Annotated in this window: 9 protein-coding genes; 1 reads left to right on the forward strand and 8 read right to left on the reverse strand. The window is 53.0% G+C overall.

What is annotated here, in order from left to right; all coding sequences use genetic code 11:
* Positions 1-78 precede the first annotated feature (78 nt).
* On the forward strand, positions 79-930 hold the full coding sequence (locus MKY86_RS21690) for an aldo/keto reductase (protein ID WP_076076304.1): 852 nt from the start codon (positions 79-81) through the stop codon (positions 928-930).
* Positions 931-1,108: 178 nt separating this feature from the next.
* Here MKY86_RS21690 and MKY86_RS21695 read toward each other — a convergent pair whose 3' ends face one another.
* From MKY86_RS21695 to MKY86_RS21730, 8 genes are all read right to left on the reverse strand, one after another.
* Positions 1,109-3,907: a polysaccharide lyase family 8 super-sandwich domain-containing protein gene (locus MKY86_RS21695; protein ID WP_340827470.1), complete on the reverse strand. Its 2,799-nt coding sequence runs from the start codon at positions 3,905-3,907 to the stop codon at positions 1,109-1,111.
* 898 nt (positions 3,908-4,805) lie between these two features.
* Positions 4,806-5,972: a leucine-rich repeat domain-containing protein gene (locus tag MKY86_RS21700; RefSeq protein ID WP_340827471.1), complete on the reverse strand. Its 1,167-nt coding sequence runs from the start codon at positions 5,970-5,972 to the stop codon at positions 4,806-4,808.
* Positions 5,973-6,068: 96 nt separating this feature from the next.
* A complete protein-coding gene (locus tag MKY86_RS21705; RefSeq protein WP_076076299.1) occupies positions 6,069-8,324 on the reverse strand; it encodes a polysaccharide lyase 8 family protein in 2,256 nt (751 codons plus the stop codon).
* Between the two features lie 27 nt (positions 8,325-8,351).
* Positions 8,352-10,520: a GH92 family glycosyl hydrolase gene (locus tag MKY86_RS21710; RefSeq protein ID WP_076076296.1), complete on the reverse strand. Its 2,169-nt coding sequence runs from the start codon at positions 10,518-10,520 to the stop codon at positions 8,352-8,354.
* A 36-nt stretch (positions 10,521-10,556) separates the two neighbouring features.
* A complete protein-coding gene (locus MKY86_RS21715) occupies positions 10,557-11,660 on the reverse strand; it encodes a glycoside hydrolase family 88 protein (protein WP_076076293.1) in 1,104 nt (367 codons plus the stop codon).
* Between the two features lie 86 nt (positions 11,661-11,746).
* On the reverse strand, positions 11,747-13,327 hold the full coding sequence (locus tag MKY86_RS21720; protein WP_076076290.1) for an ABC transporter substrate-binding protein: 1,581 nt from the start codon (positions 13,325-13,327) through the stop codon (positions 11,747-11,749).
* 75 nt (positions 13,328-13,402) lie between these two features.
* Positions 13,403-14,314 (reverse strand): carbohydrate ABC transporter permease, encoded by a 912-nt coding sequence (locus MKY86_RS21725; RefSeq protein WP_076076288.1) that lies wholly within the window; start codon positions 14,312-14,314, stop codon positions 13,403-13,405.
* 16 nt (positions 14,315-14,330) lie between these two features.
* Complete coding sequence (locus MKY86_RS21730; RefSeq protein ID WP_200869525.1) at positions 14,331-15,266, reverse strand: ABC transporter permease; 936 nt, start codon at positions 15,264-15,266, stop codon at positions 14,331-14,333.
* Positions 15,267-15,324: the final 58 nt, after the last annotated feature.

A 15,324-nucleotide genomic window follows, 5' to 3' on the forward strand; every position in this document is an offset into this window, starting at 1 on the left:
CTGCTGTTCGGGATTAATTTTCCCCGGGGCGGCTAGCCGTCTGCCATTACACTAAATATACCTTAGGAGGACAAGACCATGCAGACAGTAGCCTTGAATAATGGAGTGAAAATGCCGATCCTCGGCTTCGGTGTTTATCAGATTCCAGATGCTGAAGAATGTGAGAATGCGGTGTACGAAGCCATTACCGCCGGTTACCGCTTAATTGATACTGCCGCCGGATATTTAAATGAAGAAGCTGTAGGGCGCGCAATTAAACGCAGCGGTGTCCCGCGTGAAGAGCTGTTCATCACGACCAAACTGTGGATTCAGGATGCCGGATATGAGAGCGCCAAGCTGGCTTTTGCCAAATCGTTGAAGAAGCTGCAACTGGACTACCTGGATCTGTACCTCATTCACCAGCCGTTCGGCGATTATTATGGGGCATGGCGGGCAATGGAAGAACTCTATCACGAAGGCAAAATCAAAGCCATTGGCGTCAGCAACTTCCTGCCCGACCGGCTGATGGACCTGATTGTCCATAACGAGATCGTGCCAGCCGTCAATCAGGTGGAGACGCATCCGTTCCACCAGCAGATCGATAACGCTGCTTTTATGAAGGAACAGGGTGTGCAGATTCAATCGTGGGGACCGTTCGCTGAAGGACGCAACAACCTGTTCAGCAACGAAGTGCTGTCCGGGATTGCCGCTAAGTACAACAAATCCGTCGCACAGGTTGTGCTGCGCTGGCTGGTTCAGCGTGATATTGTTGTGATTCCGAAGTCCGTGCGCAAGGAGCGGATCGTGGAGAATTTTGATGTTTTTGATTTTGAGCTGAGTCCGGCGGATCTTGATCAGATTGCCGCGCTGGATACAGGCGAGAGTCTCTTCTTCTCCCACCAGAACCCGGAAATCGCCAAGCATCTGGGCAACTGGAAGGTTGAGCTGTAAGCCTGGACCAGGCTGGTAATTGACAATATCTTTGCCACTCTTTAATAAGAAGCATAATACCTCAGCAAAGGCCCATGCACTGGTTGCATGAGCCTTTTACAATTTCATACAGACTGGTCAGCACATACGGCTCTTTACCCTCTCCTGAGCCGGAACACGGAAAGCCTCCCTTACTTACTTACGGATTCCGCACAAATTTGACAGCATCGGCGGCTACATACCCGATTGTTCCATTGTTCCGGATGATCACGCTGCCCGAGGTGCCGGCTGTGAAGGTATAGGTGCCGATGAAATTCCATACCCCGCCGTTTGAGGTCTGATCTATACTGTGCGTAGCCGTCCCTGTAGAATGAACGATATCTAAGGGAATCGCAGTGGAACGGTTGAAATGCTGCGGCCACATCATATAGACACTGTAGGTGGCAGTGACGGGTAAGTCGGGGGTGAAAGTTACACTCTTGCTTCCCTTGCCGTTGTTGTCATCATGCAGATAATTGATCCCGTACCGGTCAGTCTGCACTGCAGCGGTCTTCCAGCTTCCGGTCTTCAGCACTCCGGTGGTGTCATTATTGTCCACAATCACCTCTTCACCAGGCAGGGTCGGCGGCGTACCGCTGCCCAGGTCAAAGGAAGCCTTGAACGTCTTGCCCTTGGCTGCGCTGACATTCACCGATAAGCGGATTGTCGGGCTTAACTGAGTGACCGTAATCCCCGAATCAGCTGTATAACCGCTTGCTGAACGGTCCAACTCCACTTCTATCACGCCGGTGCCCGTTTGTGTAGGATCGCTGACAGACAGTTCCAAGGTATCTCCGGCTTCCCGGGTCATAACCGCCGATTTCTTGTTAACAGTGATCAGATCGGCGGAGCTTCCCCCATCCTCCCAGAAATTCGCTCCGATGATGCCGAGCTTCGATTCTTTTACCGCCTGAACACTGGATGAATTCGCAAGCACTTCAATGTCTGGAGCAGCAGCATAAGCGGCTACTTGAGCGGCTGTATTGCCCGGCAGCAGTACATATTGATATTCGCCGTTACTCGGATTGACACCATGATCCAGCCATAAGGTCATATAATTGCGGGTGATCGGCGTGGAAGGTGTGACCGGACGGGGGTTGATCTGCTTCCAGTTTCCTGTTCTGGCTTCTTTCTTAGCAGCAAGCGATACCGTCTGCGGAAAATAATATCCCGTATCCGCCCCGGCGGTGCTTCCCGACAAATGAGCCCACTCTACCTGATCCATGGTATCTGACCATGCCAGCGTGGATGGCTTCACTTCACCATTTACAGTAAGCGTATTGCTGCCCGCCGTGTTCAGCTTCCGGTTCTCGACGATCGTCTCCACAGCTATATTATCCGTACTGATGATTCCCGCACCGAGAGCAACTACTTCGTCATCGAACATAAACCATGATTTCTTGGCTTCAAGCATATGACCCGCATACTGCAAATCCATACCTGAGCTTCCATATAGATTCTGGATATCGGTGCCGCCGGTCCACTGTCTGGTGCTGGTGTGGCTGCCGGAAGAGGTCTGGGACAGCACCGTTGTTCCCGGCAGGCGGTAACTATCCACAGTCGGCCAGTAGTCATCGCTGTATTGTCCAAGATCACTGTTATATAAGCTGGTCATACCGGCTGAGGTATACCAGGCTTTGGCGTTCTCGCTGTTAATCGCTTCATAGCTGCCGATGCGGCTGGAATACATCGCAAGTCCGAAGCTGTAGCCCGGCCGGTGCTGCACGGCCCGGTCCATCGCCGAGAACTGCTTATAACCTATAAGTTCTGCCGCCGGTTCGATTAACGGGTCCGCGGTTATAGTCTTGGCCTGAGCAATAATGGGTACGGGGGCATCGGCATAAAAAGACTTGAACGTATCCGATATAATCCAGCCCTTAAGCATCCGTTTAAAATCCGCTGACTGAGCGGGCGGTGCAATCTTGGACAGCAGCAGAATTCCTTGCATCACCCGGTGTCCCGCTTCATGGTCCTGACTATAATTCCTGGAGATTTCTCTGCCACGGACCATGTCCATTATCGCACCCTTGTACATCACCGGCTGATATGAGTTATACACCCATTCCCACACGTTGGATTCCTTGGGATCGGTGACCTGCCAGTAGGAGCCGTGCAGCGTCACCATGAGATCACTGACAGCCAGCAGCAGGTCAATGCCATAACCTCCGGTGTAGGGGATGTTGTTATGCTGAATGAACGAACCATCCCGGTAGAAGCCATCTCCGCTAAGCGTGTAATTGAAAATAGAGGATAGGCCATCGCGGGCAGCGGCGATCTTGGCCCCGTCTTTGACGAGGATTCCCCGCTCGCCTACAACTATCGCTTTCCAGGCACGGTTAGCTCCTGTCAAGGTAACTGCGGGCGAGAAGCGTTCCACCGCTGTCATATAATTAGCAATTTGAGCCGGGCTTAAGATGTCATACATCAGCACCGCCGTATCGTTAAGCTGCATGGGAATGCCAATTTGCCAATCCCACCAGTTGCTCGTTCCGCTGGCAGTCGGCGTTACCGCCTCGTGATATCGGGTAGTGTACATATAATCGAGTGCAGCCACGATATCGCTTCCGAGCTGACTATTCTCATGCAGCGCCGTACCGGTAGTGGCATACGCGAGCGCCATCGTCTTCAGCCGTTCATAGGTCATCCGGATATGAATCGAATTCCCGATGCCCGGGTTATCGCTCCACAGATAAGTACGGCTCGGCGAGGTATTCATCGTCTGCCAGTAGCCGTCCGCTTCGTTCGCCAGACCGGTGAGGGCTGCGGCAATATCAGCATCCGCCGTATTCAGGGTGGCCCCTCCTGTAAGCATCACCTTCCGGTTCTCCCGCATCCCGTCGAATTCATCCGCAGCACCGGCGCGTTCCGCTACTCCTCCCAAGCCGCTGACCAGCAGCAGTAGCACTAACGCCACCAAGCCGCTTTTCATGAGTAACCTTCTCGTTAACGTTCCTCTCATTAGCAACCTCCTCATCCATAATCCCCCTTTGCATCATATTCAACATGTTCACGAAACAGATAGTCTGGCTTTCTGGCATAGACAAGCTTGCTGTTCCTGCGCTCATGTTGCGGCTTTCCTTCATACGTTAGCTTGCTTTTCCTGCACCAATGTTCCAGCATTCCATATCACGCAAACTTGCTGTTTATGCGCTCATAGTTCAGCTTTCTTTCACACACAAACTTGCTTTGCCTACTCATAGTTCAGATTTCCCACACATAACCTCGCTTTGCCTGCTCATAGTTCAGCTTTCCCACATACGAACTAGCTTGTTGTAAAGCGCTTTCATTTAATAGTATAGATAGAGTCCGGTAGTGAAAGAAACTACGTGCATTCGAGAAAAGGTATGATATTTCGAGCGTTCCGGCAAAGATGCCCCTCATTCACGCCTACCGCACACTTTCGGTCTACTCAAAGGGATTTATACACCTCATTTCCTCATTTAGCCAACTTTCGGCTCAACCAAAGGGATTTATACCCTTATTTTCATCATTTAGCTAACTTTCGGCCCAACCAAAGGGATTTATACCCTTATTTTCATCATTTAGCTAACTTTCAGCTAATTCAGAGGGATTTATCCCTCTGAATCTCCCAAAAAAGCCGCAAAACCTTGCGGCTTGCGGCGTGCAGCTTGCGGCATGCGGCCAGCAGCTTGCGGTTACGGGTTAAATTTTGGTTTACGGTTTACGGTTTACGGTTTACGGTTTACGGTTTACGGTTTACGGGTTGGTTTACGGTTTACGGTTTACGGGTTGGTTTACGGGTTGGTTTACGGGTTGGTTTACTATTTACGGCCTACTGTTTGCGCTTTGCAGCCCGCGGTTTACGGCCTGCGACTTACCACCCACAGCTTAATAACTTAGTACATTTCATAACTAAGCTTGGGGTCCAGCTCACCCTCATGGTCAAATGCTGCATAGATGCAGAGCTGACCAGCCGGGGTATCCCCGGCATCGTAGCCGATACGGAAGGAGTGGTCTTCGGCGAACGTTAAGTCGGCCAGCACCAGCTCGTTCACATCTTCATCAGGATGAGCGTCCGCAATTAGCTGCAATACCCGGTCAAGCAGCCCCTCCAGCCCGGCCCATACCTTCTGAATCCGGGGAGTCAAGCCGCTCATCGCGGCCTTAGTGTGAACTTCCGCTGTAACTGCAACCTCACTCCCCCTGATTTGAAGCTGCGCCTTATAACAGGTAAAGGTAGTGTCATATTGAAAAATCCCTACTCCCTCTACCCTATGCTCCGGCTGCGTAATGAGGTTATTGGCAAAATCCAGTTGTACAAGCTGCGAATGAAGACTCGTATCCAGTACCGTAAGTTTGTTCTCAGAGCAATACAGTTCGGTCAACTGCATATTGTGGCTGAGGTCCAGACTTGTGAGATGATTATTGAAGCACCGCAGACTCGTAAGAGCCGGAAGAGCGCTGGTGTCTAAGCGGGTTAAGTGATTATGATTGCAGCGGATTTCCGTCAGCTCTGTGCAGCTTGCCATATCCAGCTCAATGATATAGTTGCTGCCGCAATCGACCCGCTCCAGTGCCGTATTGTCACTAAGCTTCAATTCATGCAGCGAGTTATAACTGCAATTCAGTACCTTGAGCCAGCGATTGCTGCTTAACTCCAGTTTGGACAACATATTCTCATGACACTCCAGCTTCTCCAGCGCAGTATTCTGGCTGAGGTCCAGCGTACGGATATGATTCCTGCTACAGTCCAGTTCCTTCAACAGGCGAAGAGGCTGAGAGTTCAACTCAATCAGCCGGTTGCTCCGGCAGTTCACAGTAACCAGTTCCTCATTCTGGCCAAGGTCAAGCACGGTTAACTCATTGTACGAACAATCCAGCTCCTGAAGCGCCGTAAAGTGTTCGATCCCCTGTAGACTTGAGAACTTGCAGCCCTCAAGCTTCAGTATGGTCACGCTGTCAAGATCACTCTTGAAGATTGAATCACGGCCACCGCAGAAGTTGTCCCTTACGAACTGCCTGAATCGTTCATCTGCGAAATCTTTGGTAACTGAAATCTGCATGGTACTCCCCCTCTAAAATCATTGGGATTATTCTACCATACTCCGCAGAGTCATTCACTTGAAGTACATATTCATAGATTCGCTTGAATCACAAGCTCAAGCAAGCTCCACATGGAACGAAGCACCCCCGGCACCGTCAGGGTCGAACAGCAGTCTAACCTTTCCGGACTCACCAAGGTCAACCATGATCCGGTCTGACTTGTGGATCACCCTGGTAACAGGCCGATCCACTTCAAGCTCCACTACGATTGGACGGCGCTGCAGTTGAGTCGGATCGGCTATAGCCAGATTCCAGCCTGCCGGATTCTTTTGCAGAACAATAGAGGCTTGACTGCTGCAAGCAATCCCACCGCAGCTACACCAGCCCGGCTGCCAGAAATGCACGGCGAATAGCCCCAATCCTATATCTTCCACCGCATGCACCCGGTCATTCAATTCCACAATCCGTAGGCTTGAATCCCCGGCGAAACCAGCCGTTTCTTCTTCACTCCAGCCAGGCAATAGCACATAGGCATAGGTATCCTCCTGCGGCGCTGCTCCATGATCGAACCAGAGCGTCTGATAGAATCTCTCGATTACCGCAGAGGAACCGGCGTCGTTGATAGCCTTCCAGCTTCCTTGCCGGGCCTCGCATAAGGTATGGACACGGCAGCTTGCCGGAAAAACAATCCCCACATCCGCTTCCCTATCACCGCCAGCCATATGAATCCACTTGGGGTCAAGGAGTTCGGTCTCCGCATATCCCGGATTCCGGCAAATCTCTGTTCCGTCTGCGGTAATCCTATTGTCTCCTGCCGGGTTCAATTTCCGGTTTTCTATGATCGTTTCCACTTTAGCGGAATTCCGGCTTTGAATACCCGAACCTAAGGCAACGATGCGGTTACCGAACAAAAACCAGCTTTTGAGCGCAGTCAGTCCACCGGCTTCGTTAACGACATCCTGAAGTTCCATCGCAATGGCGCCGTATTGGTTATGAAGCACAGCACCGCCAACGTAAGCTCTATGGCTTAAGCGGCCTTGCCCGGCTCCATCCTCCTGCAATGTCTTCGTTACCGTAGTTCCAGGCAGGCGATACGGATCAACCGTCGGCCAGTAGCCATCCGCATATTGTCCCAAGTCACTATTGTACAGATGGCTCATGCCATACGAAGTATACCAGCCCTTCAGATGCTCCCTGTTGATAGATTCATAGCTGTAGATCCGGCTGGAGAACATACTGATCGAGTAGGCAAAACCCGGACCTTGCAGCACCGCCCGGTCCATATGGGCAAACAGCTTGCAGCAGGATTCCTCCGGGGCTGGCGGCATAAGTTCATCGTCCAGCAGTGCTCCGGCCCAGGCTGCGGTATCCGGCGGAGCTTCGGCGATATACGATTTATACGTATCTGCCAACACCCACTTTTTCACCCTGGAGAGCAGGCGTACTTGATCCGCCTCACCCAGTATGCGCGAGAAGCGTAAGCAGGAGGTAATCACGGAATGTCCGCTCTCATGATTCTGCGAATCCTCGCGCGAAACCTCCCGGCCGCTCACCATATCTAGCATAGAACCCCTGAACATAAGCGGTATGAAGGAACGCTCTATCCACTGGGCCGTCAGATCCCGGGCCTCACCCGGCAATTCCCAGGGGGTACCGTGAAGCCATACCATCAGGCGGACCACATCATGCAGCAGTGAAACCCCATATCCGCCAGTATAGGCATATCTGTCATGCTGAATGAAGGAGCCGTCCTCGTAGAAGCCGTCCCCTTCCTTCGCATACCTGAACAGCGGAAGCAATGCATTCCGGGCTGCGGACAGCTTCTGCCCGTCGCCCTGAATCACAGCAGTAAGGGCAGCAGCCGTAGATTTCCAGACCAGATTCGCTCCCGTTGAAGGCGGAGCCTGAGCTACGAACCACTGCGCATGAAACGCCGGATCGCCCACATACTTGTCTACGGGAAGAAGCAGAGACTCTATGAACTCCTTATCCAGCAGTTCCTCCATGAGCAGCAGGGTCTCCAGCAGGGCAATCGGCACCCCAATTTCCCAATACCACCAGTTGCCATAAGGCTGACATATTTCGTTGTATCTATGCTCAGACAGCCATTCTAATCCATATATGATCTTTAGCCTTAATGTGTAGTCCATATAATAGGGACATTTGGGAGACTTCAGCGCGATGGCCATCTCCTTCAAACGGAGGATGATCTGAAATACATCCGCAGCATTCTCCTGAACCGGAATATCCGACCACAGAAGTTCCTGTTGAATGAGCATCTTGTCCAGATCATCGCGGACCCGCTTCAGCGATTCAGGACGAAGCTTATCTCCAGAGATGTATTGCAGCCATCTGTTTTTTAAGCTCTGCATGGATATTCTCTCCTTGAGCCAACTGCCCTACCTTGACGGTTGTTTGCCTTGCTCCCGCTCCGCGAGCGGAGAAGGTGGAATTAGGTTTCCCCACTCTCCGGGTTCAGCACCCAGCTCCAGGAGAAGCTTGCCTCCTCCGGCGATTTCTTCATGGCGGACCCATGCACGGTCCAGCTCCTGACCATTGAGCGAAGCGGACAGAATATACCTTTTGCCGGACCCACTGCCTGCTCCTTGTGTCTCAATCGTCAGAGGTACCGGATTCGCCTGTGCGCCCAGCAGCAGCGTCACCTTATTGAATACCGGAGGAACGAGGAAATAGAGGTCTTGGCCCATCAACGGATACAAGCCCATGGCTGAACAGATGTAGAAGGCACTCTGGCAGCCCATATCCTCGTTATCCCCCAATCCGTCACGTTCAGCGCGGAAGTAAGTCTCCAGACATTCCCGCACCCTGTCCGCCGCCTTATCCGGTCTTCCTGCATAAATGTACAGGTAAGGAATATGCAGCATGGTTTCTTTGGAGTTATAGAATCCCCCGTCAAAAAAACGGTCCAAATGGCTGATGAATTCTTCTGCTCCCCCATGCCGTTCAACCAGTCCATGAAAATCATGATGTGTGCTGAATGACCATTGCAGGCTGGTGCCCTCATAGAAATACGGATCATTCCATGAATCCGGCAGGCAGGATTCCGGGTCAAATGACGATACCCATTCCCCGTCCGGCCGCCGGGGCGCAAAGGACCGCAGATCCTCCCGCCACAGATTCCACAGCTTCTCCGAGCTGTCATAGTACTCCGCCGCCGTCTCCGCCTGCCCAAGCTCCTCGGCTAGACGGCCGATGCACCAGTCCTGATAAGCATATTCCATATGGCGGGACACACAGTTCTTCTTCACACCCGTGGACAAGTAGCCTAAGTCGTGATAATCCTTAAGATGACGGCCATAGAGCCAGGTATCCGGCGAGGGAACCTCATTATTCTTGCGCATCTGCTTCAGGGCCTTCGCATAGTCGATGCCCTCAAGCTTCTTCAGCGCCGCTTCACAGAACAGAATATCTGCGGAGCTTCCCCCTTGGATCATGGCGCTATGCCCCATGATCCAGGCGTCCGGCAGCCAGCCGGTATGGTCCGCGATGTCCAGCAGACAATTAAGAATATCCACTTCAAGCTGCGGGTCGAACAGTGTAATTAACGAATTGGCATTCCGTACACTGTCCCAGAGTGCGTACAGGTCGGTGTAATGCCGTACCCCTGATTCCCAGGCGAAGTTCTCATCGTCAACTCCGAGGTCACTCGGCATACAGAACAGACGGGTCATAAGGGTATAGAACAGCCGGGTATGCTCCCCGCTCCCCCCTTCCACGGTGACCCTGCTGAGTTTATCTTCCCAGATGTTACTGGCCGCCTGGCGTATGTCATCGAATCCGGCGGACGCTTCCCGGTCCACACTGGCTCTGGCCTTGCCGGTACTTACATAAGAAATGCCAGTCTTCGCCACCAGGACTCCGCAGTTGCCGAAGCTAAGGGAGGCCTTGCAATTCGGGCCATCCACAGACGCCCCTTGGCGTACTCCGCCCGCATCCATCAGCATATGGCTCTGTATCGGCTGGTCGAAGCGGATATAGAAGTAGACGGAATAAGGGAATTCATGCCCCCAGCCCCCGCGCAGGTCGCAGCGGCCTGCCAGCTCATATTCGGATAGAACTTCAATATATCCCCCGGTTGAGACTCCGGTGGTCTTCCCCGGCTCATCCCCGCCAACCTGAATGACTGCCCCTCCGTCAATCAGCAAGCCCGCCGATTCACCCGCCGGATAGCTGTAACGGTGGACTCCGGTCCGCATCGTGCTGGTCAATTCAGCCTGGATAGCGGCAGGCAGCAGCTTCACGCTGTAATACCCTGCTTCGGCATGTTCATCCCCCTTCTCATAGGGGTCTAACTGAAACCGCGGCATTCCGGTATAGGGGGTGAAGCCGACATTGCCATAACGCCCGCCGCCACCGGTTCCGCTGACATGGGTATGGCTGAACCGGATAATCGGCCGCGAGCTGTCGTACCCGTGAGATAGGTGCGGCGGCAGGGTATCCGGTCCAAGCCTTACAATGCTGTTCGGCAGATAAGGCCCGCACAGGCAGTTATTCTCCCCGTCCACGCCGATGAACGGATCGACATGGTCCACTCTTCTTTTACTCAAATCAGGTCCTCCTTCCTCGCCATGAATCTATTCCCTCTACCAAAAGATTTCATTCTCTCCCTTAAGCTTCAGCAAGGCTTCCAGGAAGAAATAGTCGCCGTAAATGATCGGCACCTCGACTTCGGCACCAGCCGGGAAGCTGCCGGTCCCCTTGGTAATGAGCGCTTCTTCCGCCCGGTCCTCCGGCGCGTAATGGCGGAACAATGATTCCGTGATGGCACTGCCGAGCTTCCGGTATCGGTCGGCTTCTTCACCCTCCAGCAGATAAGCTATCTCCAGCATTCCGCTGGCCGCGCAGGCAGCAGCCGTGGAATCCTTGGCCCATAGCTGATCGGCAGGCGCGCGGAAATCCCAGGGCGGCACCAGATCCTCCGGCAGCGCAGCAGCGAAGAAATCCGCTGCCGCCCGGGCGGCATTCATGAACCGGATGTCACCCGTATACCGGTATCCGATCGCGAATCCGTAGATCGCCCAGGCCGATCCGCGCGACCAGGCGGAATCCGGACTGTACCCTTGTCCGCCCAGCGCTTCGATCCGCTCTCCTGTCTCCGGATCGAAGCGGACGATATGATGCACCGAGCCGTCCTCGCGGATGAATTCCCGCAGCGCCATTTCCGAATGGGCGACGGCGATGTGACGGTACCGGGGGTCCTGCAGTTCCCCGCTGGCCCAGTACAGCAGTCCAAGATTCATCATGCAGTCGATGATTGCCAGGCCTTCACTGCCTTCATGCAGCCAGGCACGGATGAAATTCCCCTTGAGATTGAACCGGCTGGCTAAATGACTGGCAGCGATCAGCCCTCTTCGCCGGGACAGCCTGTTACCGGTGAGCTTGTAATCGGCAACCGCCGACAGACTCCAGAGGAATCCGTTATCGTGATGGAGCTGTTCATATTCCTGAAGCGGCGCGTCTAATTGCTCCTCGCAGCTCTCGGCAATGCGCCGGTATTCCTCATCGCCTGTGGCCCGGTAAGCCAGCCACAGAATGCCCGGCCAGAATCCGTTGGTCCAGCAATCCGGGTCTCGCGCATCATATTGTCCGCCGTAGGTAGCATTGGGGAAGGTGGCGCCGATCCGGCTCCGTGTACGGCTTAATTTGTGCTGGGCATAGTCCCAGGCTTCGTTGATCCAAGTCTCCATAATCTCTAGGTCTTCCTTTCTCGTCTACAAATTAGAGGGCAGGACGCCCGGAACAACGGACCTCCTGCCATCCTTTCCACGGTCAGTTATTGCGCTGCCTTCCAGGCATCAATCTGGGACTGAAGCTCGGTCTTGACCTTCTCGATCCCCGCCTTCTTCAACTTCTCATTGCGTTCCTCCAGCATCTTGGCAGGGTCAGGAATCGCCCCAGTGCTTGCCGCCCGGTACTCACCAATGACCGAGGTAAGCTGGGTAATCTCGTTCTTCACCGGCGATTCATCGAAGACGAAGCCCAGCAGCGGCGAACGTTTGGCCTCATCATTGAATTGCTTCCAGCTTGTATACAGATCATCCGGCTGGCCCGGCTTCAGATAATTGATCAGTTGGTTGCCGACCACCCAGAACAGGGCGGAACTGCCATACCCGGAATCGGCAATCGGCTCGATCCGGTTCTCGCTGATCTTCTTGTAATGGGTGCCTTCGATCCCGTTAACGAACAGGTTCACGGCATACGGATCGGTATGCAGCGCATTCAAGACCATCATCGCCCGCTCCGGGTCTTTGGAGGTGCGGGAGATGGAGAACATCGATCCGGCTGCCAGATCCGTGGTCACGATAGGCTCTTCAATTACCTTGGACACGAAATCATATTTATTGTCCGAGGCGATTTTCAGCTCAATATCCGCGCCCGGCTTCCAGACCGCCTGCTGCATCCAGATCTTGCCCTGCTTGCGTAAATCCCCGATCTCTGTCGTTGTAGTCGCAGCATCGCTGTTGATATAGCCCTTCTCGTAATAGCTGCGGTTCAGCTCATACTCCGCTTTGGCAATCGCGGAAATCTCGGGATCGACCACCGACTTAATCTGGATGTTATCCGTATTTGTATAGTCGTATAAGAATAACGGAATCTTGTTCGGCGTCGGTCCGATGGCGCGGAAGTTCGAGCGGGTCTCATACATCATCCCTTCGCCCGATTCCTTGAGGAAGTCCAGAATCAGCTCCGGCTCCTTCTCCTTCAGCAGCTTGAACCAGGGTTCAAAGTCCGACATCGTCTTAATGTCGTCAATCGGGATATTGTACTTGTCGATGATATCCTTGCGGTACGTGTAGGCCTTGCCCTGGGTAATCTCTTTGTTGGTCGGAATGCCGTATAATTTGCCTTTGTAGCGCGGAGCCTCCAGATAGATCGGATTAAGGTTTTCTGTGATGCCCTGCCCATACTTCGCCAGCAGATCATCCAGATCTAGAAAAGCTCCCTTGGCCACATTGCCGAAGAAATTCAGCCATGACGCGGTAAACACCAGATCCATCGGCTCACCGGCATTCAGCATCAGCTCCGTCTTCTGCTTGTATTCACTGGAGGCAATCGGCTGAAGATCAACAGTGGCATTGAATTTCTCTTTGAAATATTCACTAAGCTTGGCTTCCACCAGCGCATCATCCCGCTGCGGCGCCCCGAAGTAGATAATCGAGACCTCGTAAGGCTTCAGTGCTTCCGCGCCACCGGCAGGCTCTGCGCTGCTTGTGCTGTTCGTGGCAGCCGCGCCGCTAGAAGCTGCAGGTTCGGCAGAACCCCCGTTATTACCGCCGGAGCACGCTTGCAAGGATAACGCCAGAATTAGAGCCATCGCCGTGAATAGCGTTCTGCGCCCTTTTAACTTTGTCATATGAACCCTCCTGTATGATCATGCTTTTATATAGAACGGCAGGCAACCCTGTGCTGATGCCGATTCCACCGCGCTTTAGCCTTTCACTGCCCCTACCGTCAGCCCTTTGACAAAATACTTCTGAAAGAACGGATACGCAATCAGAATCGGTCCCATCCCGATCACCGCCATCGCCATCTGCAGGGATTCGTTCGGAAGATTCCTCATCATATTGGGATTCTGCGCGGCCAGCTCCACATTATTGCGCAGGTACTGCACATCGTTGAGGACACGCATCATGAGATACTGCAGCGGATATTTGTCCTCGCTGGTGATATACAGCAGCGCATTGAACCAGTCGTTCCAATAGCCGATGGTACTGAACAAGGCCATGGTCGCCAGGACCGGCAACGAGAGCGGCAGAACGATCCGCAGGAAGATTCTCAGCTCCCCCGCACCGTCAATTCTGGCTGATTCGATCACCGCCGGATGAATGGTCGTCTGGAAGAAGGTCCGCATAATAATGACGTTGAACGGCACAATCAGCATGGGCAGAATCAGCGACATATACGAATCCTTGATATGCAGCGCCTGCGTATAGATCAGATATCTGCTGACCATTCCTCCATTGAACAACATCGTGAAGAACAAGAAGAAGGTAAACACATTACGGAACGGATAATCCGCACGCGAGATGGGATAAGCATACATTGCCGTGAGCAGCACGCTAAGCGCTGTACCTACAATAGTGATGGTGAAACTCACGCGATATCCCGACACAATCGTCATCCAGTCCTTGAAGATCGATTCATAGGCAATGAAGGACCACTTATTCGGAATGAAGCTGTACCCCTGAGTCAGAATGGACTGCCCGTCTGTGAAGGAGACGATAATCACAAGCAGAACAGGCAAAAAGCAAAGGAGTGAGAGGATCACAAAGGCCAGATTTAAAAGTACATTTGATAATGCGGAGTTTCCGCCGATCGAGCTGCTGGTGTCATTCGCCATGATGATTCTCCTTTGATTAGAATAATGCCTGTTCCCGGTCAATCCGTCTGACCATACTGTTGGTCGCAATGACCATAATGAAGCCCACCACCGATTGGACCAGCGCCGTTGCCGAGGACATTCCGATATCATTCAATTGCATCAGGGCGCGGTAGACATACGTATCAACGGTATCTGTTACCGGATACAGCGCTCCCGAATTCATGGGCACCTGGAAGAACAGTCCGAAGTCAGAGCTGAAGATGCTGCCCATGGACAGAATCGTCATAATAATGATGACCGGCCGGATAAAAGGGAGCGTGATATGCGTAATCTGCTTCCACTTGGAAGCCCCGTCAATCAGCGCCGCCTCGTAATATTCCGGATCGATTCCGGCAATCGCCGCGATATAGATCACTGCGCCGAAGCCCGCATGCTTCCAGGCGTTGACAAACACCAGAATGTAAGGCCAATATTCCTTCTCCGAGTACCAGAAGACAGGGTCTTGCCCGAAGGCCTTAAGCACTGTGGCATTGATGAAGCCGTGATCAGGCTGCAGGAAAGCGTATACGAGATAACTCACCACCACCATGGACAGGAAGTGCGGCAGGATGATGAAGCTCTGATACACCTTCGCCAGCAGCCGCCGCCGGATCTCATTGATGGCTACCGCAATCGATACCGACAGCACCAGATTCATAATCATAAAGGTCAAGCTGTACAGAAGGGTGTTTCTTACAATTCTCCACATGTCCCCCGAGGAGAACAGGAACTGGAAATTATCGAACCCTACCCAGGGACTGCCCCAAATCCCGTCCAGATAATTCACATTCTTGAAGGCAATAAAGATGCCGAACATCGGCAGATAGCTGTGCGCCAGCAGGACAAGCACTGCCGGCAGCAGCATCAGTGTCAGCGCCTTGTACTTCCACATGGCATGGATAAAGCTTGAGAATCCGGTGGTTCTACTCATGTCCATTACTCCTTTCATGGACTAATTATAGAACCAACCCTCCACAGCTTCGATGATG

Origin of the sequence: Paenibacillus sp. FSL R7-0333, from assembly GCF_038000365.1 — a bacterium.
In the GTDB taxonomy this organism is placed as follows: domain Bacteria; phylum Bacillota; class Bacilli; order Paenibacillales; family Paenibacillaceae; genus Paenibacillus_AQ; species Paenibacillus_AQ silagei.